The sequence below is a fragment of the Anaerotruncus sp. 80 genome (assembly GCF_009936115.1).
GTDB classification, from domain to species: Bacteria; Bacillota; Clostridia; order Peptostreptococcales; family Anaerovoracaceae; genus Senimuribacter; species Senimuribacter intestinalis.
Map to the genome: position 1 here is coordinate 383,560 of NZ_QWES01000001.1, position 25,892 is coordinate 409,451.

27 protein-coding genes and 1 pseudogene are annotated in these 25,892 nt (G+C 44.3%); 5 read left to right on the forward strand and 23 right to left on the reverse strand.

Annotated elements, in window-relative coordinates; genetic code table 11:
• Positions 1-60: 60 nt before the first annotated feature.
• Together D1155_RS01780 and D1155_RS01785 are read right to left on the reverse strand one after the other, a co-directional pair.
• A complete protein-coding gene (locus D1155_RS01780) occupies positions 61-792 on the reverse strand; it encodes a hypothetical protein (RefSeq protein WP_160200691.1) in 732 nt (243 codons plus the stop codon).
• 280 nt (positions 793-1,072) lie between these two features.
• Positions 1,073-1,879 (reverse strand): YlmH/Sll1252 family protein, encoded by an 807-nt coding sequence (locus D1155_RS01785; protein WP_160200692.1) that lies wholly within the window; start codon positions 1,877-1,879, stop codon positions 1,073-1,075.
• 175 nt (positions 1,880-2,054) lie between these two features.
• Here D1155_RS01785 and D1155_RS01790 point away from each other — a divergent pair, with 175 nt between their 5' ends.
• From D1155_RS01790 to D1155_RS01805, 4 genes are all read left to right on the forward strand, one after another.
• On the forward strand, positions 2,055-2,420 hold the full coding sequence (locus D1155_RS01790; protein WP_160200693.1) for a DUF2089 domain-containing protein: 366 nt from the start codon (positions 2,055-2,057) through the stop codon (positions 2,418-2,420).
• A gap of 34 nt (positions 2,421-2,454) precedes the next feature.
• Complete coding sequence (locus D1155_RS01795; RefSeq protein ID WP_160200694.1) at positions 2,455-2,841, forward strand: hypothetical protein; 387 nt, start codon at positions 2,455-2,457, stop codon at positions 2,839-2,841.
• A 9-nt stretch (positions 2,842-2,850) separates the two neighbouring features.
• A complete protein-coding gene (locus tag D1155_RS01800) occupies positions 2,851-3,114 on the forward strand; it encodes a hypothetical protein (RefSeq protein ID WP_160200695.1) in 264 nt (87 codons plus the stop codon).
• Positions 3,115-3,547: 433 nt separating this feature from the next.
• Positions 3,548-6,100, forward strand: a complete 2,553-nt coding sequence (locus tag D1155_RS01805) for a cation-translocating P-type ATPase (protein WP_160200696.1) — start codon at positions 3,548-3,550, stop codon at positions 6,098-6,100.
• A 122-nt stretch (positions 6,101-6,222) separates the two neighbouring features.
• Here the strand turns inward: D1155_RS01805 and D1155_RS01810 are convergent, their stop codons facing one another.
• Positions 6,223-7,569 carry an MATE family efflux transporter gene (locus D1155_RS01810; protein ID WP_160200697.1) on the reverse strand — a complete coding sequence of 449 codons (1,347 nt, stop codon included), beginning with the start codon at positions 7,567-7,569 and terminating at the stop codon, positions 6,223-6,225.
• Between the two features lie 68 nt (positions 7,570-7,637).
• On the opposite strand from D1155_RS01810, the gene D1155_RS01815 reads away from it, so the two are divergent.
• The gene (locus D1155_RS01815; RefSeq protein WP_160200698.1) at positions 7,638-8,444 is read left to right on the forward strand and encodes a MerR family transcriptional regulator; all 807 of its coding nucleotides are present in this window, start codon (positions 7,638-7,640) and stop codon (positions 8,442-8,444) included.
• 9 nt (positions 8,445-8,453) lie between these two features.
• On the opposite strand, the gene D1155_RS01820 is transcribed toward D1155_RS01815, so the two are convergent.
• The 20 genes and pseudogenes from D1155_RS01820 to D1155_RS01915 all read right to left on the reverse strand — a co-directional run bounded on the left by D1155_RS01820 (position 8,454) and on the right by D1155_RS01915 (position 25,874).
• Complete coding sequence (locus tag D1155_RS01820; protein ID WP_160200699.1) at positions 8,454-8,789, reverse strand: hypothetical protein; 336 nt, start codon at positions 8,787-8,789, stop codon at positions 8,454-8,456.
• A gap of 74 nt (positions 8,790-8,863) precedes the next feature.
• Entirely contained in the window at positions 8,864-9,700 is an 837-nt protein-coding gene (pdaA, locus tag D1155_RS01825; RefSeq protein WP_160200700.1) for a delta-lactam-biosynthetic de-N-acetylase, read from the reverse strand.
• Between the two features lie 191 nt (positions 9,701-9,891).
• Positions 9,892-11,115, reverse strand: a complete 1,224-nt coding sequence (locus tag D1155_RS01830) for an ATP-binding protein (RefSeq protein WP_160200701.1) — start codon at positions 11,113-11,115, stop codon at positions 9,892-9,894.
• A gap of 4 nt (positions 11,116-11,119) precedes the next feature.
• Positions 11,120-11,797: a response regulator transcription factor gene (locus D1155_RS01835; RefSeq protein WP_160200702.1), complete on the reverse strand. Its 678-nt coding sequence runs from the start codon at positions 11,795-11,797 to the stop codon at positions 11,120-11,122.
• Positions 11,798-11,820: 23 nt separating this feature from the next.
• On the reverse strand, positions 11,821-12,387 hold the full coding sequence (locus D1155_RS01840) for a DUF4342 domain-containing protein (protein WP_160200703.1): 567 nt from the start codon (positions 12,385-12,387) through the stop codon (positions 11,821-11,823).
• Between the two features lie 105 nt (positions 12,388-12,492).
• On the reverse strand, positions 12,493-13,179 hold the full coding sequence (locus D1155_RS01845) for a tRNA threonylcarbamoyladenosine dehydratase (protein WP_160200704.1): 687 nt from the start codon (positions 13,177-13,179) through the stop codon (positions 12,493-12,495).
• Positions 13,176-13,652 carry a regulatory protein RecX gene (locus tag D1155_RS01850; RefSeq protein ID WP_160200705.1) on the reverse strand — a complete coding sequence of 159 codons (477 nt, stop codon included), beginning with the start codon at positions 13,650-13,652 and terminating at the stop codon, positions 13,176-13,178. The genes D1155_RS01845 and D1155_RS01850 overlap by 4 nt, the downstream gene beginning before the upstream one ends.
• A 20-nt stretch (positions 13,653-13,672) precedes the next feature.
• Complete coding sequence (locus D1155_RS01855; RefSeq protein ID WP_160200706.1) at positions 13,673-14,230, reverse strand: 4'-phosphopantetheinyl transferase superfamily protein; 558 nt, start codon at positions 14,228-14,230, stop codon at positions 13,673-13,675.
• A gap of 73 nt (positions 14,231-14,303) precedes the next feature.
• On the reverse strand, positions 14,304-14,642 hold the full coding sequence (locus D1155_RS01860) for a YerC/YecD family TrpR-related protein (protein WP_347560947.1): 339 nt from the start codon (positions 14,640-14,642) through the stop codon (positions 14,304-14,306).
• A 640-nt stretch (positions 14,643-15,282) separates the two neighbouring features.
• Positions 15,283-16,458, reverse strand: coding sequence for a S41 family peptidase (locus D1155_RS01865; RefSeq protein ID WP_160200708.1), 1,176 nt, complete (start codon positions 16,456-16,458; stop codon positions 15,283-15,285).
• Between the two features lie 10 nt (positions 16,459-16,468).
• Positions 16,469-18,106, reverse strand: coding sequence for a single-stranded-DNA-specific exonuclease RecJ (gene recJ / locus D1155_RS01870; protein ID WP_160200709.1), 1,638 nt, complete (start codon positions 18,104-18,106; stop codon positions 16,469-16,471).
• A gap of 14 nt (positions 18,107-18,120) precedes the next feature.
• Positions 18,121-19,167: a peptidoglycan DD-metalloendopeptidase family protein gene (locus tag D1155_RS01875; protein WP_160200710.1), complete on the reverse strand. Its 1,047-nt coding sequence runs from the start codon at positions 19,165-19,167 to the stop codon at positions 18,121-18,123.
• A gap of 44 nt (positions 19,168-19,211) precedes the next feature.
• On the reverse strand, positions 19,212-20,102 hold the full coding sequence (gene ftsX / locus D1155_RS01880) for a permease-like cell division protein FtsX (RefSeq protein ID WP_160200711.1): 891 nt from the start codon (positions 20,100-20,102) through the stop codon (positions 19,212-19,214).
• A 409-nt stretch (positions 20,103-20,511) separates the two neighbouring features.
• A pseudogene (ftsE, locus tag D1155_RS01885) lies at positions 20,512-21,189 on the reverse strand (cell division ATP-binding protein FtsE); the annotation flags it as partial.
• A gap of 107 nt (positions 21,190-21,296) precedes the next feature.
• Entirely contained in the window at positions 21,297-22,070 is a 774-nt protein-coding gene (locus D1155_RS01890; RefSeq protein WP_160200712.1) for a hypothetical protein, read from the reverse strand.
• 113 nt (positions 22,071-22,183) lie between these two features.
• Positions 22,184-22,621, reverse strand: coding sequence for a protease complex subunit PrcB family protein (locus D1155_RS01895; RefSeq protein ID WP_160200713.1), 438 nt, complete (start codon positions 22,619-22,621; stop codon positions 22,184-22,186).
• A gap of 212 nt (positions 22,622-22,833) precedes the next feature.
• Positions 22,834-23,763 (reverse strand): transketolase family protein, encoded by a 930-nt coding sequence (locus tag D1155_RS01900; protein WP_160200714.1) that lies wholly within the window; start codon positions 23,761-23,763, stop codon positions 22,834-22,836.
• Positions 23,763-24,581 carry a transketolase gene (locus D1155_RS01905; RefSeq protein WP_160200715.1) on the reverse strand — a complete coding sequence of 273 codons (819 nt, stop codon included), beginning with the start codon at positions 24,579-24,581 and terminating at the stop codon, positions 23,763-23,765. Before D1155_RS01905 ends, D1155_RS01900 begins: the two co-directional genes overlap by 1 nt.
• 72 nt (positions 24,582-24,653) lie before the next feature.
• Positions 24,654-25,010, reverse strand: a complete 357-nt coding sequence (locus D1155_RS01910; RefSeq protein ID WP_160200716.1) for a type II toxin-antitoxin system PemK/MazF family toxin — start codon at positions 25,008-25,010, stop codon at positions 24,654-24,656.
• Between the two features lie 18 nt (positions 25,011-25,028).
• The gene (locus tag D1155_RS01915) at positions 25,029-25,874 is read right to left on the reverse strand and encodes an NAD(P)H-hydrate dehydratase (RefSeq protein ID WP_160200717.1); all 846 of its coding nucleotides are present in this window, start codon (positions 25,872-25,874) and stop codon (positions 25,029-25,031) included.
• Between the last annotated feature and the right edge of the window lie 18 nt (positions 25,875-25,892).

Consider the following 25,892-nt stretch of genomic DNA (forward strand, 5'->3'; position numbering starts at 1 on the left):
CCTCCTGATATGTATAAAAGCTTGTTTTTATTATGATTAGTCAGGTTTCATTTCCTGTTTTTACTGCACCTGAAGTCTTTTCAACGTCTGATCATGCTTTTTTATAAGTTGTCCCTGACTTTTGGTTACTTTCTTTAGAATCGCGATATCTTCATATGCCTCCGGCAGCTTTTCCGATTCACTTTTATAGCGCTCAAAGGTGCTAAGATATACCGCCTCAATATTTGACAAGCCTGGTATGACTCTCTTGTCAATCTGACACTTCATATCTCCTACAGTTGCTTCCAGCTTTCCAATTCGTTCATTAGCCGCCCGCATGCTGGTGTTCAGCATATTAAGCTGACTGTTGACAAGCTCCATATTCTCTTCCAGTTTGCTGGTTCTATCCTTGAGGACTTCCATATTCTCTTCTAGCTTGCCGGTTCTATCCTTGACGATTTCCATATTCTCTTCCAGCTTGCTGGTTCTATCCTTGAGAATTTCCATATTCTCTTCCAGCTTGCTGGTTCTATCCTTGAGAATTTCCATATTCTCTTCCAGCTTGCTGGTTCTATCCTTGAGAATTTCCATATCGTCTTCCAATCTATCCAACCTGACTTCCAGGCTGCCAACTCTGGCTTCCAGCCTATCCATTTTGACTTCCAGACTGCCGACTCTGGCTTCCAGCCTATCCATTTTGACTTCCAGACCACCGACTCTGGCTTCCAGCCTATCTATTTTCTCTTCCAAAGGTTTAATCCGCTCATCCACAATCAGTCCAATGGCTCTTAAATCATCTCTGCCTAAAATCATATCCTCTCTCCTCCTAAAGCATACAATCCACTCTTCCTACCCCAATCATATCATAAAGGACTATGCCCCTCCAGCCTTTTTTGGTCTCAAAAAAGAAGTTCTATTATTTAGATTACTCCCCATACTGTTGAAAATTCCTCTTTCGCTTGCATCACATATAATTCATTCTTTCCTTGCGCTTTTACACAGTATTCCTCAATTATCACAGCGAGGAAGAGAATATCCGTCAAAAAATGTTTATTACTGGAAAATCTATTTGCTTACTGTATATTTTTCCCTGTTATTCATACTTCTCAATAGCAATGTACTGCCTGTCTTTCCTAGACTTGCCGCCTACCTCCCGCAAACAGGCTTTGCCTTTTCCCCTTAGTGAAATTTTATCCCCTTCTTTCAACTGAAAATCCGGTTTCACCGTCTCCATATTGTTGACAAAAACGATTCCCCTTGTGATTGCCTCTGCTGCCTTTCCGCGAGATAGCGAAAACGCCGAGGCCACAATACTATCAAGACGCAGGGATGCTACCGTATCGGTGATTTCTCTCACCTTTGCTTCCGGCACGATGAGCTTAAAAATGTCCAATTTTTCCAGCGAAAGACTGACTCTACCGGCTTTGCAGTAATTCTGCAAAATAAAGTCCGCAATTTCCGCAAGCACTATGATGTCTGCACCGTCATCGCGCACCAGAATATCGCCGATCATCTCCCTCTTCATACCGAGTCCGATGAGAGAACCTAAATAATCCCGGTGCGTCAACGACTTACTTTTCTCCGATACCTTTGCCCTCACTATCACCAAAGGATTCTCATTCTTCAAATCCGCATACCCCGGCAGATTTAACAAAATCACTCGCTCCGCCTGCTCATATCCTCCGTAAAACAAAGTCCTCAAGGCAGGTCTTTCTTCCGCCATTTCAGGGACTTCCTCCTGCTTCTGTGTAAAAACCTGGACAAAATTTTTCTTGCAGAAAACCCGCGCCAGCGACTGCTGGTGCAGGTCCATAAATCCGGTATGGGTTGCAATAAATTTATTTTCGCACTGGGCAATTTTATCCTCTATTTGACCTAGAAAAAAGTTATCTTCTTTCATCTGTACACTCCTTATAAACTTCCAGTATTTCTTTCTTTTTATTTTACCATATTTATTCCGTCACGAAAATATCAATTTTTTCAATCACAAGATTAATATTTTTAATTTTTATATTGACTTTTTGAATTTACGATGTTAAATTATTGATATCGGAAGGGAGGAAAACGAGTTATTTATGAAAAAGATCATCAGCCGCTGTCCCGTCTGCGACGGGCAACTGAAGGTAACGAGACTGAAATGCAGCCGCTGTGAAACCGTCATCGAAAACGATTTTACACTGAGCAAGTTCGATTATCTTACAGAAGAAGAACTGTATTTCACAGAAACCTTTATCCGCTGTCGCGGCAATATTAAAGAAGTTGAGAAAGAACTGGGCATTTCCTATCCTACAGTGCGCGCTCGCCTGGACGGCATTATCAGAGCGCTGGGATATGAAAATGCAGCCAAAAAAGATGCGGAAGCAATGCGCAGAGAGGAGATCTTAAATTCGCTAGAAAAGGGAGAGATCACAGCAAAGCAGGCGCTTGCCATGCTGAAGTAAAACAAAATGAATCAATTTATGGAGGTAACCACAAGTGGAAGAGAAAATGAGAATTTTAAAAATGCTAGAAGAAGGAACCATCACCGCAGAAGAGGCGTCCGATCTGATAGAGGCACTGCAAAGCACAGATACACAGACCACCCTAATGGCTGAAAAGCCTTACAATAAACGGATGCTTCGCATCCTTGTGGACAATGAATCAAACGGTGACAAGGTCACAGTACAGTTCCCTGTGGGTGCTGTAAAAAAAATTCTAAAAGTCACAGGAAAACTGCCCCTGCCGGAAGAACAGATGCAGGATTTCGATTTAGCCGAATTGATGGAAGCCATCAACGAATGTCTGGATGAAGAACTAGACGGTGACATCGTCAATGTTACTTCTTCCGCCGAAAATACCACTATCCGAATCTGTATTGAATAGGTGATTCCCATGAAAATCAAAATTCACGCAGATAAATATCATATGACCATTCCTGTGCCCGTCAGTCTTGCAGGCGTTGCACTTAAGGTTATCCCAAATTCTGCCTTTGACGCCATGAAGGAATCCGTTCCTAAGGAGTTTGAACACTTAGTCAGCCGCAAAGCAATACAATTTTACTACAAGATGTACAGGGAAATCATGGCGGAGTATCCCGGTCTTGAAATCGTTCATGTCGAATCCCATGACGGCGCAATGGTGTCCATCAGACTCTAACAAATTTTTTCACTACTAAAGAGTAAATATTTGGGATTAAGATTTATCTTTGGTATTATACATTTTTTGAAAAAGCTTACTATCCGTCGGGCAGGCGAGCCACTTTTTATAGATGGTTAAGAAATCCCTGCCGCGAAACTCTGCAAAATTACCTTGCATTTTTTTAGAAGATGTGCTATATTTTTATTCACCAAAAAGATTCACATACATACTTTGTTTAAGAGGGAGTAGCTGGCAGCCTGCTAAATCGCACGCAGCGAAAGCAGCATGGCTGTAGTAACATGCGTCAATACAATTACCCAAAGGTAATTCGCATCTACTTGAAATAGCGAGACTTTTAAAGCATATATTAATATTTGCTTTAAAGGTCTCTTTTTTGTTATCCAGGTGAAATCTGGGCATACTTAAGTTTAGAGAAACAGGAGGTTCATTTATGTATTACAATCAAGACATCAGTCAGGTGCTAAAAGCCTTTTCTTCCGCTTCTTCCGGGCTCAGCCCGCAGCAGATTGAAGAAAGCCGCAAAACCTACGGAGAAAATAAGCTTTATGAAAAAAAGAAGAAGAGCGCCCTAAGAATCTTTGCAGAACAGTTCCGCGATCTTTTAGTTATCATTCTGATTATTGCAGCCGCGATATCTTTCTTTACAGGAAATCAAGAAAGTACTATCGTAATTCTGGTGGTGCTCATTCTCAATGCCATTCTTGGCACTGTGCAGTCCATCAAAGCCGAAAAATCCCTGGCAAGTCTGAAAAATCTCTCTGCGCCTATTGCAAAGGTTATTCGCAGCGGAGAAGCACAGGAAATTCCCGCTACCCAGCTTGTCTGTGGTGATATCATCCGTCTTGATGCCGGCGATATCGTTGCCGGAGATGGTCGTATCATCGAAAGTCATTCTTTGAAAGTCAGTGAAAGTTCTCTGACTGGAGAATCTGAGAGTGTCGAAAAAAGTGCAGATATGATTACTGATCATAAAGTAGCGCTGGGAGATCAAACTAATATGGTATTCTCCGGTTCATTGGTTACTTACGGAAGGGCTCTTGCCGTTGTTACCGCTGTCGGCAATTCCACAGAACTTGGAAAAATTGCAAATCTGATGAATCAGACTGCCCAGCGGAAAACGCCCCTGCAGGTCACCATGGATAAATTCAGCCGAAACCTTTCCATCGGTATACTCCTTGTCTGCGCTGGTGTCTTTGCACTCAATCTCTATCGCGGCATGGAGTTCAGCGAATCCCTGCTCTTTGCAGTGGCATTAGCTGTAGCTGCCATTCCAGAAGCACTGTCCTCCATCATCACCATATCCCTTGCCATCGGCACCTCCCGCATGGCTGATCAGAATGCTATCATCAAAGAGCTAAACGCTGTCGAGGGGCTAGGCTGCGTTTCCATCATCTGCTCCGACAAAACCGGTACCCTAACCCAAAATAAAATGACAGTAGAGCAGCTTTCCGTTTCTTCTGAGAAGAAAGAGCCGCTTCTGCAAGCATCCATACTCTGTAACGATACAGTCATCACAGACGGTGCAGTTTCCGGCGATCCAACGGAAACTGCACTGGTCACCTACTATAAGACCGAAAAAGATGACTACGATAAAGTAATGGCAGACTTCCCCCGTCTTTCGGAACTTCCCTTCGATTCCGACCGAAAGTTGATGAGTACTCTGCATGAAATAAACGGGGATCCAACCATGTATACTAAGGGCGCCTTAGATGTGATTTTAGCGCGAACCTCCACCCTTTCAGAAGATGAAAAAGAACAAATCCGTCAGACTAATACTGCTCTATCGAAGCAGGGTCTGCGAGTTCTCGCCTTTGCCCGTAAGATTCTGCCTGCACAAAAGGACCTGACCCTGGATGATGAACAAGATCTTGAATATCTAGGTCTGGTTGCCGAAATGGATCCGCCGCGTCCAGAATCTGCGCAGGCAGTAAAAGACTGTAAAACTGCCGGTATCAAAGCTATTATGATTACTGGTGACCACAAGGTGACTGCCTCTGCCATCGCAAAGCGAATCGGCATAATGGAAGAGGGAGATATTGCTGTAACCGGCACAGAACTTGACGCTATGAGTGACGACCAATTACAAGAAAAGCTGCCTCACATCAGCGTTTATGCCAGAGTCAGCCCCGATAACAAAATCAGAATTGTTAATGCCTGGCAATCCCGCGCCCACATCGTCGCCATGACCGGCGACGGCGTCAACGACGCCCCGGCACTGAGAAGTGCCGATGTGGGCGTAGCCATGGGAATCACAGGAACCGAAGTCGCAAAGGACTCCGCTTCCATGATATTGACCGACGATAATTTTGCTACCATCATCAAATCCGTACTCAACGGAAGAAACATCTATGCAAATATCCAAAATGCAATTCAGTTTCTTCTTTCCGGTAATGCCGCCGGAATCCTGACCGTGCTCTACGCCGCCCTCATGGCGCTGCCAGCGCCATTTACCGCAGTGCAGCTTCTGTTCATTAACCTGATTACAGACAGTCTGCCTGCCCTTGCCATCAGCATGGAACCTGCAAATCCTGCACTGATACACAATAAACCCCGTGCAAAAAACGCTTCCATACTGTCTGCAAATGCGCTGTTAAAAATCACAGTTCAGGGACTTCTAATCAGTGCAGCTGCCATTATTGCTTTTCACATGGGGCTAAAAACCAGTACTACTGCAGCTTCCACCATGGCATTTGCCACATTATGCTTTGCAAGACTTTGGCACGGCTTTAACTGCAGAGGAAAAGCCTCCATTTTCCAGCTGGGCATATTTCGTAACATTTACACGATTGCAGCTTTTGCCCTTGGCGCCGCTCTGCTCTTTGCCATCTTGCGGCTTTCCATCTTTGAAACAGCCTTTGGTATCGCACCACTTTCTATCGATCAGCTGCTCCTGGTTTGCCTGCTCGCCTTTGTGCCTACACTGCTTATACAAATATGGCGACTGGTCAAGGCCGCATTCCAGCCAAGCAGCTCCGCTTCGTAACACGCATTTTGCAAAGAAACCAGATACTATAATAAAAAGTCTTAAAACTGCCAAAAACCCGAACTTTTAGGCGCTTACTGCCCAAAAGTTCGGGTTTTCTATATAGATTCCTGCATTTTGCTTTAACGATTAGCCGGGTTCTCATCTCGCCCTCCTGCCAGCTTCCACTTATATAATACCAGCGCCAGTATTAACGCCATCGTTTCTGAAACACCCATAGACAGCCATACGCCGATTTCTCCAAAGAGTTTTGCAAAGAGCAACAGGCAAATTGTTACAAAGATCAAACCTCTGCCCATAGAGATTGCCATGGCTGGTTTGTTTTGTTCCAGCGCTGTGAAATATCCCGCCAGAATAATCACCACGCCCAGCGGCAGGAAAGAAAACGAAAACAGCTTAAACGCCCGCACCCCATCCAGGTACAGCGCCATATCAAGGCTTGGATCGATGAAGACCGCCACCACCGGATTAGGGTAGAGTGCACCGACAGCAAAAGACAGCACCGAAGCTACTGCCGCACTAAAAATCGCAATGCGAAGAATATACCGATGAACCGTATTTTCCTTCCTGCCGTGATAAAAACTGACAAGAGGCTGCATGCCCTGATTAATCCCCATCATGGTCATCAGAATCAGCTGAGAAACGTAAGCGATGACCGTATAGATTACCACACCATTATCTCCAGAGACACGTATCAGCACATTGTTGAACATGAAAATAATCACGCCTACAGAAAACTCCGTGACACTGTCGGCTATGCCCAGTTTGGCAAAACCCAGCACCTCCCTGATATGCCATTTGATTTTTACAAACTTAAAGTAGGATTTTTTTGAAAGAAAATGACTCAAAAATACTGTAAAGGTTAGCACCTGAGAAATCCCCGTAGCAATAGCTGCACCCTTTATCCCCCACTGAAATACCATGACAAAGAAATAGTCCAGGGTAATATTGGTAACCGCTCCCACACAGGTCGTCATAATAGCTTTTTTCGGAAAGCCATCCGCCTTAATCAAAACTTCCATATTATAGGAGGTCATATAGCATGGCACAAAGCAAACGATAATGCGCAGATAATCTTCTACATATTCTATCGTACCCTCCGTCGCACCCAAAAGCAGAGCGAGTCTGTGCAAATTCAGCTGTGCTGCAATTACCACAATCCATGCCAGGCAAAATACAGTTACCGTACTGGTGGTAAAAATCCGACTTGCTTCCTTTTGATTATTTTGTCCTTTACAGATGGAAGCTTTTGTGCTGGCGCCCACTGCAAATAAAATGCCCAAAGCAAAAGCAGCATTAATCAGCGGCATAGCAATGTTGACAGCAGCCAGCGCCGTAGTGCCTACGCCTCTTGACACAAACATGCCGTCCACCATAGTATAAATGGTGTAAACCCACATTGCTGCCACCGATGGCAGCGCATAGCTGAAAAATTTATGTTTAATCTCCCGTTTTACATCTAAATCCATGATTTCCTCCCATGCTCTTCCCTTTCATTATAAACCTTGGTATAATACCAAGGTAAAGGAGTTTTTTTATGAAAGAATACTACAAAATCGGAGAAATTTCAGCCCTGTATGGAATCGGTACCGACTCCCTGCGCTACTATGAGGAAATCGGGATTTTAAAGCCACATCGTGACAATAACGGCTACAGAATGTACGGTATTGGCGATATCCGCACGTTGAACATCCTGAGAGATCTGCGCACCATTGGCTTTTCTATGGAGGAAATCAAAAATCATCTGGCAGATTTTGATCTTGCCAAAACCCTGGCCCTTTTTCAGCAGGAAATTTCTGTTATCGACGAAAAAATGCTGACCCTGCAAAACCTGAAAAGTCAGCTGACAGACCGCATTTCAGAAATTGAGAGTCATAGAAGGAGCGCACCAGGCAGCGAACAGCCTCACGTCGAAGTCCTGCCTGTACGAAAAATTCTAAAGCTGAGTGAGAGGGTTTACCGTGATGAGGATTTGGACTTTGTCATCAAAAAACTGCAAAAGGAGCACGAATCACACCTCTATCTCATCGGAAACAGCAGAACCGGAGCCACTATTCCGCTGGATTTTATCGAAAAAGGCCACTATGGTCACTTCAACTCCGCTTTCTGTATTGTGGACAAAGGCAGCTTCGATACAACGCTTCCCGCAGGCAAATATCTTTGCGCAACCTGCTGCGGCAGCTACCAGAACATCCCTGCTGCATGGAAAAACTTTTTCATCCACATGAAAAAAAGCGGGTACACTGCTGAAAGCGACCCGCTTGAACTCTATATGATTGATAATCACGACACCAACTGCGAGGACGAATACATCACCCAGCTGCAGGTTAAAATTCGCGGCTGATATACGCTGCTATATCACACCATGAAGTGACAAAACACTGCATCCGATGCCTACTGCAAGGGCTCCTATCATGAAATAGCGGAAAGTTTTCATTCTGTCTTTTGTCGCAAAGGAAAACAAAATGATGGAAGCAAGGGCTCCGGTGATACTTAAAATCCCGGGATAAAACCATCCCTGATTCACTAGAGACCACGGGCTCAATCCTAGGCTATGAAAGACTTCTACCCCAAAGCAGTATCCGCTTTTCATCTCCATTCCAAAGAACAGAAAGAAAAGAAGCAGCCCTATCGCTAATATACGAATCAGTATGTTCTTCTTGTTTGTCTTTTGTGCTGCATTTTCCATAAAAACCCCTCCTTTTGATTCGATTATATCATAGAATTCTTATGTCTGCAACACCAACTTGCCAGTCAAATGTCTCAGTTTCCCAGCTCTTTCAGCGACTTAAAGGTATATCCCTCGTCTTTCCACCTTTTAATCAGTTCCTGCAAAATCTTTGCATTGGTCTTAGAAGTGGAGTGAAGAAGTATCACCGCCCCATTATGAGTCCTTGGCAGCAGTTTTTCCAACGCTTCCTCTCTAGTCGGCTGTTTGTCAACATACCAATCTACGTAAGCAAGACTCCAAAAGACGGTGGTATAGCCCAGCTTTTTCGCCTGCTCCAAATTGGAGGTGCTGAACTTGCCCTGGGGCGGTCTGTAGAACTTTTGCATTTCTTTTCCTGTAACCTCTTTGTAGATTTTTTCTACCCCTTCCAGTTCCTCTTTTAATGCAGCCTCGTCGGTGATAGCTGACATATCCGGGTGGTGCATGGTGTGATTGCCGACGATATGCCCTTCCTTCGCCATGCGCTTTACTAAATCCCCGTTTTCCTTCATATAAGTTCCTACCAGGAAAAATGCAGCAGGCACTTTTTCTTTTTTCAGCACGTCTAAAATCTCTCCAGTGCAGCCGTTTTCAAAGCCGGCGTCAAAGGTTAAATACAATACCTTTTCTTTGGAATCACTGCAGTAATATGCATCGTATTTAGCGAGTTCTTCACTGCTGGCATTTCCCACAGGCGGCTGCCCTTCAGTCTGAAAAGACAGACCCCAGTCCGTAGCCTGCGTGCTTCCTGCGGTCATCTGTTCCGGTCCTTTCTTCGCCTCTCCCGGTTTGACGACTCGATAGCCCGCAGCAAGACCGATAGCCAGTACCGCCGCCAATGCGCCTACTCCCACTTGCCTTACTCTCTTTTTATTAATATCGATAAACATGGTACACTATATGCAAAACGCTCACCGCCTATGACTGCCAAGCCGTTAAATCTGCACCATGACGTTATATTTCAATGTCAAATGGTGCAGACTCTTCTTCAACGGCTCCCCAATCCGCACCATTGACCCTCATTTTAGAAAAAATGGTGCAAAAATACGATGCCAGCTTAGAAATAGCCGCTTCTATTTTTCTATAATTTTACGGTAAACCTGGTCCCAAACTCAGGTCTGGACAGTACTTCGATTTCTCCCTTATGGGCGTCGATAATCCACTTTGCAATGGAAAGCCCAAGGCCAGTTCCCGATTCTGATCGGCTCCTGGCAGCGTCTGCCCGATAAAACCGCTCAAATACATGCACCACTTCCGAAGAAGCCATCCCGATTCCTTCATCCTGAACAATATAAGCAGGTCTTCCGTCAATGCGCTTTGTTCTAAGATAAATAGTATCTCCTGAGCCTGAATACTTAGCCGCATTTTGTACTAGAATGCGCAGGGACTGTTTCAGCATGGCGCGATCTGCACGCAGCCAAAGACCCGGTTCACCCTCAAAGCGGTACACATGATCCTCATCAATCATCTCCGATTCTTCCCACACCTCTTCTACAATTTCCGTCAGATTCACCTGCGTGAACTCCAGCGTATTCCGTCCGCTGTCACCTCTGGCAAGAAACAAAAGCTGTTCAATGAGGTTTTTCATATGTTCAGACTCGTTCTTAATTGCTTCGATGGATTCCTCCAGAATTTTTTCGTCTTCCTTGCCCCAGCGATCCAGCATATTAACATACCCCTGAATAACCGAAATAGGCGTGCGCAACTCGTGGGAAGCGTCAGAAACAAAACGATCCTGCTGCCTGTGGCTTTCCCGCATGCGCTCAATCAGATTATTGATGGCAATCTCCAGACTGCGAAGATCCTGATCTCCCGTGGAAACTTTTGCCTCTGGATTTTCCGGATCCAGTCCCGATACCGCCTGTTCAAAACTTTCCATTTTTGCACTGTCAAAAGCCATATTGGAAAGCTTTTCTGTTCTGACTGCAATGTCGTTAAGGGGTTTCATCAGATGACGCACCTTTTTGGTGTGAAACAAATCCTCAATAAGCATAACTGCCTGAAGGATTAATAAAATCAGCGCCGGTATTTTAAAAAATGCGCCATAATCCCGAATGTAATAGGAATAGACTTTTCCTGATTCTGTCTCTATGATATACCGCCAGTTTTCATAGTTACCCCAGATAAAATCCCGATTGCTGACCATTTCTGAATCCGGCACCAGTCCCTCTCTCCAAAGGAAAAAGCTGACGCAAATAGTAATCAGCAATATCAGGTCGATGGCGATGAAATTAGCAAACTGGCGCAGCCAGAACTCAAAATTTATCTTTCTGGCAATAGAGGTCATGCGGCTTGCTTCGTTCATCTTTTTAATCCTCTTTGACTGCATAGCCTACGCCTCGCACAGTTGTAATAAATTTAATGCCGAAACGATCGTCAAGTTTGCTTCTGATGTGGCGCACATATACATCAATGATATTCGTTTCCCCCATATAATCATAGCCGCATACACTGTCCAAAAGCTTTTCCCGATTCAAAACAATATTCTTATTTTCCATGAGAATGCGAACCAGCTCATATTCTCTGTGATTTAGCTCTACGATTTCGCCGTTATAGGTGACCTCGTGACGATCTGTATCCATGGTGACTCCTTTTACGGTGAATTTTCTGGTCTGCTTCTGTCCACTGCGTTTCTTGAATACGACACGAATTCTCGCCAGCAGTTCTTCAATTGCAAAAGGCTTGGTAATATAGTCGTCCGCCCCAGAATCAAGTCCGGAAACCTTATCCATAACCGCATCTCTGGCCGTCAGCATAATAACCGGCATATCAGAAGCCCTTCTGAGCCTTCTGAGCACTTCCAAACCGTTGAGACCGGGCAGCATGATGTCAAGAAGCATCAGATCAAAGCCGCCCCCTTCCGCTAGTTCCAAACCCTGTCTGCCGTCAAAAGCCTTGACTACTGAGTATCCTTCATGAGCAAGTTCAAGTTCCACAAATCTTGCTATTTTGGTATCGTCTTCTACCAGTAAAATTTTCTCTGCCACCTGTATCTCTCCTACTTTCGCTGTTATTTATTTTTCGGGTTGGAAGATCCCTTCACGAACTCTTGGGAAAACTCCTGTCTCACTGTTTCCGCAGCTTCTGCTGCCTTGTCACACGCTTTGTTGATATCTACAGACTGTGTGATTGTTCCACTGAAGCTATAGCTATAGCCGAAGAACATTCCTACAATCATCAGCGGCACGATTACCCAAAATGTGCAGCACAGAAGTAAAATCAAAACGATAACCGGCGCATTGACAACTTCCTGTCCATAGCGTTTGACGATAAAAAAGTTTTCACAGCCTTTTTTAATAAGCTGCCCAAACCATTTCAAAATGCGCACCATGATGTTTCCAAACTTCTCACCGTCTTTTTCCTCGTAGCACATTGCAGCCTCTCGAAACGCCTCGCTGGTTTCCTCTGTTTTGGTTGTGTAAGAACCCATTTCCGGTTTCTTGATTTTGCCCTGACTTTCAAGAAGTACGATGGCGTCCAGCAGATCCTCTCCTGCTTCTTCTAAAGCGTTCTTCGCCTCTGCATAAGATACACCTGTCTTTTCGATGATTTTTTCAATTTTTTCAAGCTTATCCATGATAATTTCCTTTCCATTTTTAATCGTTTTCTATGGTATCCCCTTTTGTATACTTATCTTACCTCGTCAACATGAAAGAAAAAGGAAAGAAAGATTAAAAATAGATTAACGTTTTAATAAATCTCTAATGACTTCTCCTGCGATAAGAAGTCCCGCCACCGGCGGCACAAAACTGATACTGCCCGGTGTTCTGCTTCCTGTTTTCACCGGTTCTTCTTTAGAATATAGAACTTTTACGTCTTTGACCCCACGGTCCCGCAGTTCTTTTCTGATAACCTTTGCCAAAGGACAAACGCTGGTATTACTAATATCGGTAATCTCAAAGCGTGAAGCATCCAGCTTGTTTCCTGTTCCCATGGAGGAAATCACCGGCGTTGCTGCCTCCTTACACCTGCAAATAATATCCAGTTTGGCTGAAGTGGTATCAATAGCGTCCACCACATAGTCGTAGTCCGTAAAGTCAAACTGTGCCGCTTCCTGCGTATCAGGCAGGTAAAAACACCCATAGGTGCTTACTTTACAGCTCGGGTTGATAGATAAAATCCTCTGCTCCATAACCTTTATTTTTTCCATGCCCAGGGTATCATAGGTTGCAATAATCTGCCTATTGATATTGCTTTCTGAAATCACATCGTTATCTACAATAGAAATCATCCCAACTCCTGCTCTCGCCAGAGCTTCACACACATAGCCTCCAACACCACCTGCGCCGAAGACGAGAACCTTTGCCAAAGCCAGGCTGTTGACACCTGCCTCCCCAATCAGTAACTCTGTTCTCTCTGTCCTGCTCATCTTCTAAGTTCTCCTATCACGCCGTAAATAGTTTCACCGCCATATCCCTTGCTGCCAAGACGCCTTGCAATCCTTCCCAAAATTTTTTCCGGAATTTCCTCGTCTCTGCTGACACCTGCAATACGCAGCACCTTCTCCGCTTCTGCCAGCGCCATCGCCCGCTCGTCGTATTCGTTTTCTTCTTCCTGCAAGTAATCCTCAAAAGCATTTTCTATAGTCAAACTGTCCACGCCCTTCTGACGCAGTTCCTGAAAAACCTTTCTCTTGCCCTTGCCTTTTTCAAAGGCATAGCGAAAATAGGATAGGCAGTACGTGGCATCGTTTAAGTATCCATAGGATAAAAAACGCTGAATAAGCGCTTCAATTTCCTCTTCCTCAAACCCCTTTTCTGCTAATTTCTTTTTCATCTCAAAAACAGTGCGGCTTCTGGCGGATAAATACCGCAAAGCCGCATTGTCTATACTGACTGCCATAAGTCCTCCCGATTACAATATTATAATACGCGAATCACTACCTGTGCCTCATCATCTGTACATGCCGCACATTTGATATCCGGTGCAATTTCTATTTCTGTAAAAAAATATTCTCTGTCATTCCAGGCTACCGTGCCAAGCAAATTACTGTTTCTGTCTGCAACAGACGGCATATCGCTAAAAATACCCTGTCCCGTGCACTTGCAAAGTGCTTCTTTTCTGACCCAAACATCGAAGAAGCCTTCCTGTCCCCAAAGCTCCACGTAGTGCTGTTCTTCTTTTGTAAAGAGTCTTCTCGCAATCTCCTCATATTTGCAGTCCTTCACATACTGCAAATCAAGTCCGCAAGGCTGCTGAGAAACCATGCACATCCACAGCGCTCCACTGTGAGACAGTGAAAATTCCAAAGGAATATCCACAAAATATGGCTTTCCTTTATCTTCTCTCAAAATCTCCGCCTCCAGTACCGGATAATCTACACCGGCTTCTCCGCAGTAGCGAACAGCAGCCTGCCTGATAAGGTCATATCCCTTTTCCCCTTTTTCAAAAGGTCCGTCATAAATATAAATACTACTCAAAATCTCATCTCCCCTCAACATTCTTATAAAGAAAAAAGCAAGGACACACAAACGGCGCCCTTACTGAACTTCTCTATTTTCTCTTCTGATTATCAAGGCGCTCTAATACTCTCTGGTAGCCGTCCGCCCCGTAAACCAGACATTTATTAATGCGACTGATTGTCGCAGTAGAAGCCTTTGTCATCTCTTCAATTTCACTGTATGTTTTCTTTAAAGAAAGAAGCTTCGCAACCTGAAGCCGTTGTGCAATGGCATGAATTTCGTTAATCGTGCAGATATCCTCGAAAAATCTATAGCAGTCCTCTCTGTCTTTCAGGGTCAGTATTCCATCGAACAACTCATCAATATCGTCTCTTTTGAACTTTGAATCGTAGGCCATGAACAGGCTCCTTTCTTCTTTCAATATTTTCATTTTCAATTATATCACTTTTACCTGTGAAAGTCAAAGGCAATTCTCTGTCTGATTGTCCGCTGATTAGCCACTTTACACCAAAGCCATCAATCGCTGACTGTGTCAGAAATGTTCATGGTCTGTAAGCTGATACACTGCACGCCATATTTCATTGATTTTTCTTAAATAATGGCACTGCCATCCCGAAAACTGCCACATTCTTCAACTATTTCGGAAATTATGGCGAGACTCCACTTGGGTTTTGACTAAAAATGCCCTAGAAGGACTCCTCGACAAACCTTTTTCCGGTTTTCACTTGCTTATCTAAGATGGCAGCTCCGTTAGGTCCGCCAGTTTTGTCTGGTAAAAGATGAAACGTGGCACATCTAAGCTACCGTATGCCATTTTATCCCGGAAATAAGGAAAATGTGGCACATTTCAACCCGCCGATGCCATAAAACACAAAAATGCAGCGAAAAGTGGCGCTCTAACCCAAGAAAAAACCTGCAGGCCTAAAATCTACAGGATTCGTTTATGCTTTATTAACACTATAGCCACAGCGGAACAAATCGCATCAGGAATTTAAACAGCACCTACAATCAAAAAGGCTTTAGAGTTAAGTCTAAAACCTTTTATACTACAGCACTTGCCCAAAGTGGCTCTACGAAAGCAGCGAAATTGCCTTTTTAAGCTGCATATCTTCCTTTTCATTTTTCGGCTGTTTCACCTTGTAATCCGGCTTGATTCCGATGCCGTGAATTTTATGATTCTTTGGTGACAGGTACTGCATAGTGGTCAGCTTCAGAGAAGTGCTATCACTGAACATCATGGAATTCTGAATGATTCCTTTCCCATAGGTTGTCATTCCCACCAGCTTTCCGCCCTCATTATCCTTGACGGCGGCAGCCAGAATCTCTGAAGCACTTGCACTGTTTTCATTGATTAAAAGGACATATTTCAGTTTCGTGCAGCTTTCGTCGGAGTTATAGTACTCTTTCTTTCCCTTGCTATCCTCGGTGTGGACGATAGTGCATTCCGGCAGCAATGCATCTGCAATTTCAATACTCTGTTCCATAATACCGCCCAGATTATCCCGAATATCTATGACAACACCTTTAATTTTTTTGTTATTTTCAAAAGCCGACAATTCCCGTTTGAACTGCTCAGCTGTAGATTTTTCAAAGCCAGTAATTCTGATATAGCCATAGGAATCGCCCACTGTGCCCGCATAAACGCTGCGCTCCTCCACAACTCCTCTGACGATGGATACAGTCTTTTCTTTTTTGCCACGCAGATAAGTCAGTTTTACGACAGTCCCCTCCTCACCCTGAATGGCGGTGGAAACCTCATCTAAGGTACTGTATGACTTTCCGTCTACCTTGCGAATAATATCACCAGCCTTGATTCCGCTGATGTCTGCTGGTCCTTCTTTAATAACGCTGGAAATCTCCATCTGTCCCTTTTCATTTTCTGTGAAGGTAATGCCGATACCACTGAATACTCCCGTAACATAGCGATTCCATTTTTCCGTTTCTTCTTCATTCATGTAACTGGAATACTTATCCCCCAAAGAATCCACCAGCGCCTTATACATGACTTCCATCTGTTCTCTCTCATCGGTTTCCCAAAGAAACTTATCATTGATAGTATTCTGCAGCGTATACAACTTACTATACTTTTGCGACATATCGGTAAGCATATTATAGTCCTTGCCCTGCACCAGCTTTACGCCGGCTGCACTAGTAAGCAGATAAAATCCGCCTGCCGTCAAAAGCAAGGTTACAAGTACCGTGCACAGTATGACTGCTGCAAATTGTCGTTTCTTAATCTTTATCATTTCCTCTCACCTATTCCTCTATGGCCTGCACCGTAATCTGCAGATACTGTTTCCCATTCCATGTCTGACTTTCCAGATTTCCAGTAACTGTAAGAGGCTGACCTTTTTTCAGTAATTCATCGTATGACTTTGCCTCTTTAAATATGACGCACTGAATCTCCCTGCCGTCATCCAAAACGCCGATGAACTTGGTATACTGATTCTGGTTGCCCATCTTTCTGATGGACCCAGGTCTAAGTCTAATACTGACTAGAGGCTGAGGGTTTTCACATCCGAAAGGCTCCAGCATCTTAAGCTCCGCAACCAGCTGCAGATTAACATCACCTGCTTCCAATTTTAAATCTGCCTGAATGTGTGCATCCGCCAACTCCGGATTGTCAGCAAGAATTCTTCCCATCGACTCATTTAAACGACTGCGCAAAGTATCAAGATGCTGCTTTTTCATGGTAAATCCGCAGGCCGCCGCATGACCACCGAACCGCTCAAAGAGTTCCTCGTTATCTTTTAAAAGGCTGTAAAGGTCTATTCCCTCAATACCCCTTCCAGTGCCTTTAAGGCAATCTCCCGCCGTAGGAGTAACAATCACTGCAGGTCTATGGTAGATTTCCTTCAGCTTTCCTGCAACAATGCCAGTAATCCCCTCATGGGCATCCTCCAAATCTATAACAAGAAAAGGGGCAGTCTGATATTTTTCTTCTACAATATTGCAGCACTGTTCAAAGGTTTCGCTCTGAATTTTCTTTCTCTGCTGATTGCAGGAAATTAAAGTTTCCACCCCTTCTTTCACCTTTTCGCTGTCCTTTTCCATCATCAAAGACGCTGCAATTTTGGCATCCTGCATACGCCCAGACGCATTGAGATGCGGTACGATTACGTAAGAGATATTCTCCGATTTAATCTTTCCTCTCTGTAGACTGGTTCCCTCGATAAGCTTTGAAAGCCCCGGTCTTTGGGTCAGGTTTAGTGACCGAATTCCATATTTGGCCAAAGTGCGGTTTTCATCAACCAAAGGCACAATATCTCCAATGGTGCCCACGCCAACAAGATCCAACGTTCTGTTAACTGCAGACTTTGGAAGCCCTGTCTCCGCTGCAATTGCCTGCGCCAGCTTAAAGGCTACTCCTACTCCTGCCAGATGTTTAAAAGGATATGGACAGCCTGGCTGCATAGGATTAATCACCAGGCAGTCCGCCACTTTATCTGTAATGGTATGATGGTCTGTTACCAGTATTTTAAGTCCGATTTCCTTGGCATGTTCTACCTCTGCGCAGGATACACTGCCACAGTCCACGGTAATCACAAGATCAATTCCTGCTGCCTTGATTTTGTCCAGGGCTCCGCAGTTAAGTCCGTACCCTTCCTCAAAGCGGGACGGAATATAATATGCCAGATTGGACGTCAAATTGGACAAGACCTCCATAAGCACTGCCGTAGAAGTGATTCCATCAGCATCGTAATCTCCATAGATACAGATTTTCTCGTCCTCTTCAATAGAAGACAATATTAAATCCACTCCTGCCTCCATGTTAAGAAGCAGGAATGGATCGTAAGTCTTCTGAGGTTTGTCCGACAGAAACTCTTCAATATCAGCTTCCGTCTCAATACCTCTTTTATGCAATAACTCGTATATTCTAGGTTGTAAATTCATTCTTCACCCTTTATTTAAAAATATGACATCGGATCCACATAAGAGCCGTTGATTCTGACTTCAAAGTGCAGATGAGGTCCAGTGGACACACCACTGTTTCCGGAGTATGCAATAATCTGCCCCCGTTTGACATGCTGTCCTACGCTAACCTCCACGTGGTCGTTATGACCGTACAGAGTACTGATTCCGCTTCCGTGGTCAATTACTACTGCTACGCCATATCCGCCGTAAGAATTGCTTGCCACGATAACGGTTCCATCAGCCGCTGCATAGACAGGTGAACCATAGCTGGCGCCGATATCCACACCCGTATGTCCAGTATAATAGCCTGTCACAGGGTGAATACGGAAACCAAACGGTGACGTAATGTAAGTGGAATTGGTCGGCCACATAAATTTGCCGCCCTCGTAGACTTTATTCTGATCCTGCATATTTGCAATTTCATCACCGATTCGCTCGGCTTCCGAATTAAGCTCGTCTAGCTTTTCCTGCAGTGCAGTCTGGTCCTCTTTCAGAGAATCTCGCTTCTCCTGAGCTTCGCTTTTTTTCTCGCCAAGTTCCTTTTGCTCACGCTCAAGGACATTCTGTTTTTCTTCCAGCTCTTTCTGCTGGTCTTCCAAAGTCACAAGGATATTCTGGTCATTTTTATAGATTTTCTGAATCATCTCCAGATTGGATATGAACTCAGAAATACTGCTGGAACCAAGAAGCACATCCAGATAGCCTACAGAACCATTTTTGTACATAGTTCTAAGACGTTTGTTAAGACCGTCTTCCCTTGCTTTTATCTCTTTGATGGTCTTTGCAATTTCAGCCTCCGCTTTTTCAAGCTCAGCTTCCTTTTTCTCAATGGAAACTTGAATTTTGTCAATTTCTGCCTGCTGATCCTCGATTTTGGAAACCAGCTCCTGCATATCGTCTTTGACTTCTTTTGTCTGCTCTTTAATCTCATTCAACTCTTCCTGCTTATCCGCCTTTGTGTTCGCATAACTGAGACCATAAGTGCTAAAGACTGCGACAAGCACAAATATTAAAAAGCAGATTAAACTTTTCTTTTTCATATCTTATCTCCTCATATTGATTCAATTCTTTTTTGCATCGAAGTTTATGTATCCAAAAATCTTCTCATAGAGATGATGCTGCCCCATGCGCCGATACTGATACCCATCGCCAAAAAGATACAAATCAAATTCACTGCAAGGTATCCTGCAGGCACCAGCGGGGACGATAATATAGTCATCACCTGTGTACCAATTAAATCCACGATCTTGCTGTAAATGCCGAAAGTGATTCCCGCCGAAACCATGGAAGCCAGAATGCCGATGATAATGCCTTCCGCAAGAAACGGTCCTCTAATAAACCAGTTGGTCGCACCGACATATTTCATGATAGAAATTTCTCTGGACCTTGCAAAGACAGTAAGCTTAATGGTGTTGGACACAACTACAATGGAAACTACTACTAAAAATGCCATGATAATCAAAGCAGCTATCTGCAAAAATCCAGTTACCTTTGTAAGTTTTTCAACGGTTTCCTGATAATATTTCACATCCTCTACGCCATCAAGACTTGCCGCATAATCAGTAACCGCTCCTGCGCTCTCCAAAGTATCTACTGTAATCAGTACGGAATTCGGAAGCGGGTTATTGCCCAGTGAATCCAAAAGGTAGCTGCTCTCTCCCCAGCGGGATTTCATAATGTTCAGAGCATCTTCTTTGGTTCTGTATTCCACCTTCTCAACACCCTTGCGTCCCTCGATTTTATCCATGATATCCTGCGCTTCTTCGGTAGTTGTCTCATCCAGTAGGAAAATCTCTACTTGATCATAATCAGATTTTACCATTTCAGTAAAAAGATTAATATTAACTGTAATCACAAAGAACAACCCCAAAATCAGCATCATCGCCGTAATGGCAAATACCGATGCAAGACTCATCGCCTTGTTTCTGCCAATCTGCACAAAAGCCTGTTTGATATTATAAAGAATCTGACTCATCGCTGTCGCCCTCCTCTTCTGCCAAAGATTCGGCTTCTTGATTGTTTTCAAGCTTTCCATATTCAGTGGTCTTAAACCGCATCGTCTTAAATTTTTCGCTGTCATCTGCCAAGTCTGGCAAAGCACAGTTGTCCTCACTGACAGCAAATTCTTCCAAAGTCAGAGACTCCATTTCAGAAACTTCCGGCTCAGCAGCCTCTGGTTCAGAGTGTTCTTCTACAGAAGCTTCTTCAAAAATCTCAATTTCGGGTTCAGCAACAAGCAGCGGCTCCGTTTCTTCCACCTTGTATTCATATGCCTGTCGACATGCTGCAGTAGATTTGTAATCAAAAGGCTCAAACTCATAATCCGCGGGCTCATAACCGTAGGATTTTTCTTCGAAAATTTCTTCTGCAAAGCCCTGTGACTCTTCTTCAAAGCCGTACTGTCCGAATTCGTCCCTAACAATATGCCCACCTTCAATCGCTACAACACGCTTTTGCATACGGTCTACGATATCCTTGGCATGCGTTACCATAACGATGGTCGTTCCCGTAATATTAATCTGATTTAATAAATCCATAATTTCTGCTGCAGTGTCCGGGTCCAGATTTCCGGTCGGTTCATCTGCAATGAGCACAGTCGGATTATTGATGATTGCTCTTGCAATAGCAACACGCTGCTGCTCTCCTGCAGAAAGCTCATCAGGATACTTATCCGCCTTATCACTAATACCCACAAGGCTCAAAACCTGTGGCACTTTCTTTCTAATCTGTCTCTTTGGTCTATGTAAGATTTCCATAGCGAATGCTACGTTTTCATATACAGTCTTCTTAGGCAATAGCCTGAAATCCTGAAATACGATGCCAATTTTTCTTCTAAGACCCGGAATTTCACGGTTGCTCAAAGTCGTAACCTCCTGCCCGTCAACCACAATACTTCCGGAATCAGCGTCGATTTCCTTCAGGATTAATTTGATAAATGTAGACTTCCCTGCACCGCTGGGTCCTACAAGGAAAACGAAATCTCCCTTATTAATATGGATACTTGCATTCTCAAGACCAATGTTCGTATTATATGTTTTCGTCACATTGTCGAATGTTATCATAGTGATCCCTTTCGTTTTAAATTTTGTATTTTGTGTTTTACACACACATCTAAATTATACTATATTTCGACCCGTTTTTAAAGGCAAAATAGGACATATTCTGTCGATTACTGTGAAAATTTTGTGAAAATGTCCAAAAGTTTACTTTTTATTTCTTTATTTTCCCATGAAAAGCGGCATGCAAATTCGTCAGCATAAAACAATTCTGGGGCAAACTGGGGTATCCACAGCAACTTTCGATTTTTTAAATATGCAGCAATCTGTCTGCGGCTAACTCCACTGTTACTCCTGTTCACAACCCAGTCAGCAGCAATGCCAGAAAGTTCTATGGTCTTTAGACGCTGGAACCGTTCTTTATGGCGAATCAGCTTCGATGGCATAGGATCAGCTACGATAATCAGCTTGTCCATGTCCGGCAGATGACTGTCCCATGACTGTTCCGCCGCAAAATCAAAGATACAGATTTCCCCCTTTGCACTTTGAATTAGTCTGGCCTGCTGGACGCCGTCAAGGTCTTTCCCCTGCTCCAAAATCCAAGGTGTCGGCAAAATCCAGTTAATTCCTTTCTCCATATTTTTCTTTCCCCTCGCTGGTTTATTCTCCAAAATCAGCCTATAAACATCGTGAAACTGCCTGTTGCTAAAGCGCTGATCCATAGCTGTCGCATCATAAAGAAGACTATTGCATCTGCTGGGTGTCAAACATTGTGTAAATGTCACACTATTCCCCATACCAACAAAATAAAAGGCCAGAGAAGTTGCAACAAAGGTTGTTCCAACACTCTGACCAAGTCCAGTCACTCCGATATTCAGTTGCTGCGGATTCTTCCACTCGTCATTCTCTTTACTGTCCTGCATTCTAATAAAAGTTCTCTCCAGCATAATTTTCCTCTTTACTCTTCAAATCGTAACTACAGTATACATCCAACGAAAAGTAAAATCAAGGGAATTTTGTAATTTAATTACAAAGTCCCCTTGTGCAAGGAAGGAGCCCTCTATTTTGCATACTCTGCTCTAAGCTCAATAGTATCTGGCAGTCCCTTTAAATCCGTCTTTACCACTGCAATAGGATAACAGCTAATTTGTGCCATATTCTCAGGTTCTGCCGGATCCGCAAAGGTTGCATAAACGACTAAATTGCTCTTATCCTCCTTGTTTTCCAAGGTAAGCTTATCAATTTCCGCCTCGTAGCCCGCCGTCGGCTTTTCCCCTCTTGTTACGATGATGTAGATTTCACCACCTACTTTGCAAGCAAGCGCTCGTTCTAAATCCCTATATTCCGGCAAAATGTCCGCTTCCAGTTCTCTAGGCATCACTTTCTCCGAAACCTTTTCAAATTTTACGTTAGTCTCTCCGGATTTTAGTCCAAATGCCACTATGAGTCCAATCAGCAAAATCGCCGCTGCCGCAATGGCAATTATCTCCTTTTTCATAAGGCCATCTCCTTTCTCTGCTCTATTAGCACTGTATGAGACAGCCCCTAAAAATATGCAAATTTACTGCAATAACTCCGTTATAGCGCACCTAAAGCTTTGGAAAACGGCTGAAAGCAAAGGCTCCTTGCACAACACTTATGAACCTAACGCATCACCGACACAAAAATGCCAGCGTTAATCATTTTCTGCTAACGCTGGCATCTATATTTCTAATAAATCTCTCTGACAGCTGCTACAATAGCATCTGCTGTCATACCATATTTTTCTTTCAGTTCATCAGGTTTTCCGGATTCTCCGTATGTATCCTGCTGACCGACCATAATCATCTTCGCAGGCTGCTTTGTGCAGAGCACTTCTGCCACCGCACTGCCAAGACCGCCGATGACGGAGTGTTCTTCAGCCGTTACGATTTTACCTGTTTCCTTTGCAGCTTCCACGACTAAATCTACATCTAGCGGTTTGATGGTGTGCATGTCAATCACGCGCACATCGACACCCTCTTCAGCCAGCTGAGAAGCTGCTTCCATAGCCTCTGCAACCATAATGCCTGTGGCGATGACGGTCACGTCTCTGCCCGGACGAAGGACATTACCCTTTCCCAGTTTGATTTCCGCCGTTTCATCGTAGAACACAGGAACCGCCGCTCTTCCCAGTCTTACATAACAAGGTCCCTCAAAGCCGACTGCTTGCTTTAGCAGCATTCTTGCGCTGACACCATCGGACGGATTCACTACCGTCATGCCCGGAATAGTTCGCATCAGCGCCAGGTCCTCAAAAGTCTGATGGCTTGCGCCGTCTTCTCCTACAGTAATCCCAGCGTGGGTTGCACAAATCTTTACATTTGCGCCGGTGTAACCGATGGAATTTCTGATAATCTCAAAGGCTCTGCCTGCTGCAAACATTGCGAAAGTAGACGCACAGACCACTTTTCCCGATAGTGCAAGACCAGCAGCCGTTCCATAAAGATTCTGCTCTGCAATTCCCATATTAAAGAACCGATCTGGATAAGTTTTGCTAAATTCAGCGGTCATAGTAGACTTAGACAAATCCGCATCCATTACAACCAGATTCGGATTTTCTGCCCCCATTTCTACCAAAGCTTTTCCGTAAGCCGCTCTTGTTGCCATCTTATCTGCCATTACCATTCACCTCCCAGTTCCTCTACTGCAAGCTTCGCTTCTTCATCACTTGGGGCTTTGCCATGCCAGCCTGGATTGTCTTCCATAAAGGAAACGCCTTTTCCCTTATGGGTCTTTGCGATAATTACAGTCGGTTTTTCCTTGCAGGCTCTCGCCTTTGCAAAAGCATCCAGTATTTCATCAAAGTCATGTCCGTCAATGACAATTACATTCCAGTCAAAGGCCGCAAATTTTTCGTCGATTGGCTTTACGGTCATAACATCGTCGTTCTTTCCGTCGATTTGCAGACCGTTAAAGTCTACGATAGCCACCATGTTGTCAAGCTTATAATGTGCTGCAGACATGGCTGCTTCCCAGACCAGACCTTCCTGTAGTTCTCCATCTCCTAAAAGGGTGTAGATTCTGCCCGGATTTCCGTCCATTTTATTTGCCAGCGCCATGCCGACACTGACAGAGATGCCCTGGCCCAAAGATCCAGTAGACATTTCAATGCCCGGCACTTTGTGCATATTCGGATGTCCCTGAAAATTGCTTCCCAGCTTACGCAAGCGCATCATATCAGAAACCGGATAGTATCCGCGTTCTGCCAAAGCTGCATACTGCACAGGGCCTGCATGTCCCTTGGATAAAATAAATTTATCCCGGTCCTCCTTTTTGGGGTTCTCCGGGTCTATGTTCATTTCGTTAAAATACAGCGCTGTCACGATATCAGCCGCTGAAAGGGAGCCTCCGGGATGGCCGGAAGCCGCACTATGTATTGCGCGGACTACGTCAATTCTGACTTTCGCCGCCAGTGTTTCCAATTGTTTTTTGTCCATCTTATCCTCCATTATATTTATTTATAGAGAGCCGGAAATCCCGGCTCTCGCGTAAATCAAAGCTGTTATTTTTCAGTGATTTCTAGCCTCGGTAATGCCCAGACTCACAGACAGTGCCTGATCTACTGTAGGCAGCTGTTTCTCACTGAGCGTACCGATATGCTCCTTCAGTCTTCGCTTATCAATGGTGCGAAGCTGTTCTAAAAGCACAACTGAATTTTTGCTAAGTCCGCCGTCGGCGGCGGCAAGTTCCACATGTGTCGGCAATTTTGCCTTTGTCTGCGATGTAATGGCAGCCACAATGATGGTTGGGCTGAATTTATTTCCTACGTCATTTTGAACTACAAGTACTGGTCTGATACCCCCTTGTTCGGAGCCGACTACGGGACTTAGATCCGCAAAATAAAGGTCTCCCTTTTTTACTATCAAAGTCCAACACTCCTTGTCTTAATCGATAATTTCTTTTAAAGCAAAAGGTACGTAATCTGCAATATCACTGGCAGTAAGACCATGCTGACCGATTTTTTCTGCGGCCATATCGCCCGCCATACCGTGTACAAATACTCCTGCTCTGGCTGCATCGTCTGTAGAAAGACCCTGCCCTGCCAGGGATACGATGATTCCCGTAAGAACATCCCCTGCACCGGCAGTCGCCATGCCCGGATTACCTGTAGTATTAATATATGCATCGCCGCCGGAAAGAGCCACCAGTGTATCTGCACCTTTTACGATAACAGCGCAGTGAAATTTTTCCCAAAGAGCCTGTCCGATTTCTTCCTTGGCACAGCCTTTGATCTGCTTTCCAAGAAGCCTTCCCGCCTCCCCTATGTGCGGGGTCAGAATAACCCTGGCTTTGGTACTTCTGAGCAAAACCTGCAGTTTTGCATCCTTTGCTATGGTGTTCAGTCCATCAGCATCGATGATAAACGTACCTGCGTATTCGGTTAATATCCTTTTCAGGATTTCTCTGGTTCTTCTATCAACTCCCATCCCCGGACCTGCTGCAATGGCGTCGTAGCCTGCCAGGTTCCTCTTTGCTTTTCCCCATGGAAGACAGATGCTTTCCGGTACAGAAATTTGTATAATCGAAAAAATCTTTCTCCTCGTACAGACGTTAACCAGACCGCTGCCGCATTTGATGGCTGCTTTGGAAGAGAACACGGCGGCGCCTGCCATTTCTCTGCTTCCTGCAACAATCAGTACTTTGCCGCAGCTTCCTTTATGTACGTCTTTGGGGCGTCTTCTAATTACAGTATGGACAAAATTTTTGTCCGTTAAACCTGTTATTTGCATTTTTTTAATCCCATTATC

Excerpts from the sequence above, each read along its gene's own strand:
- D1155_RS01780 (WP_160200691.1), bottom strand. The coding sequence starts at position 792 with ATGATTTTAGGCAGAGATGATTTAAGAGCCATTGGACTGATTGTGGAT.
- D1155_RS01785 (WP_160200692.1), bottom strand. The coding sequence starts at position 1,879 with ATGAAAGAAGATAACTTTTTTCTAGGTCAAATAGAGGATAAAATTGCC.
- D1155_RS01790 (WP_160200693.1), top strand. The coding sequence starts at position 2,055 with ATGAAAAAGATCATCAGCCGCTGTCCCGTCTGCGACGGGCAACTGAAG.
- D1155_RS01800 (WP_160200695.1), top strand. The coding sequence starts at position 2,851 with ATGAAAATCAAAATTCACGCAGATAAATATCATATGACCATTCCTGTG.
- D1155_RS01805 (WP_160200696.1), top strand. The coding sequence starts at position 3,548 with ATGTATTACAATCAAGACATCAGTCAGGTGCTAAAAGCCTTTTCTTCC.
- D1155_RS01810 (WP_160200697.1), bottom strand. The coding sequence starts at position 7,569 with ATGGATTTAGATGTAAAACGGGAGATTAAACATAAATTTTTCAGCTAT.
- D1155_RS01815 (WP_160200698.1), top strand. The coding sequence starts at position 7,638 with ATGAAAGAATACTACAAAATCGGAGAAATTTCAGCCCTGTATGGAATC.
- D1155_RS01820 (WP_160200699.1), bottom strand. The coding sequence starts at position 8,789 with ATGGAAAATGCAGCACAAAAGACAAACAAGAAGAACATACTGATTCGT.
- pdaA (WP_160200700.1), bottom strand. The coding sequence starts at position 9,700 with ATGTTTATCGATATTAATAAAAAGAGAGTAAGGCAAGTGGGAGTAGGC.
- D1155_RS01830 (WP_160200701.1), bottom strand. The coding sequence starts at position 11,115 with ATGAACGAAGCAAGCCGCATGACCTCTATTGCCAGAAAGATAAATTTT.
- D1155_RS01840 (WP_160200703.1), bottom strand. The coding sequence starts at position 12,387 with ATGGATAAGCTTGAAAAAATTGAAAAAATCATCGAAAAGACAGGTGTA.
- D1155_RS01845 (WP_160200704.1), bottom strand. The coding sequence starts at position 13,179 with ATGAGCAGGACAGAGAGAACAGAGTTACTGATTGGGGAGGCAGGTGTC.
- D1155_RS01850 (WP_160200705.1), bottom strand. The coding sequence starts at position 13,652 with ATGGCAGTCAGTATAGACAATGCGGCTTTGCGGTATTTATCCGCCAGA.
- D1155_RS01860 (WP_347560947.1), bottom strand. The coding sequence starts at position 14,642 with ATGAAAATATTGAAAGAAGAAAGGAGCCTGTTCATGGCCTACGATTCA.
- D1155_RS01865 (WP_160200708.1), bottom strand. The coding sequence starts at position 16,458 with ATGATAAAGATTAAGAAACGACAATTTGCAGCAGTCATACTGTGCACG.
- recJ (WP_160200709.1), bottom strand. The coding sequence starts at position 18,106 with ATGAATTTACAACCTAGAATATACGAGTTATTGCATAAAAGAGGTATT.
- D1155_RS01875 (WP_160200710.1), bottom strand. The coding sequence starts at position 19,167 with ATGAAAAAGAAAAGTTTAATCTGCTTTTTAATATTTGTGCTTGTCGCA.
- ftsX (WP_160200711.1), bottom strand. The coding sequence starts at position 20,102 with ATGAGTCAGATTCTTTATAATATCAAACAGGCTTTTGTGCAGATTGGC.
- D1155_RS01890 (WP_160200712.1), bottom strand. The coding sequence starts at position 22,070 with ATGCTGGAGAGAACTTTTATTAGAATGCAGGACAGTAAAGAGAATGAC.
- D1155_RS01895 (WP_160200713.1), bottom strand. The coding sequence starts at position 22,621 with ATGAAAAAGGAGATAATTGCCATTGCGGCAGCGGCGATTTTGCTGATT.
- D1155_RS01900 (WP_160200714.1), bottom strand. The coding sequence starts at position 23,763 with ATGGCAGATAAGATGGCAACAAGAGCGGCTTACGGAAAAGCTTTGGTA.
- D1155_RS01905 (WP_160200715.1), bottom strand. The coding sequence starts at position 24,581 with ATGGACAAAAAACAATTGGAAACACTGGCGGCGAAAGTCAGAATTGAC.
- D1155_RS01915 (WP_160200717.1), bottom strand. The coding sequence starts at position 25,874 with ATGCAAATAACAGGTTTAACGGACAAAAATTTTGTCCATACTGTAATT.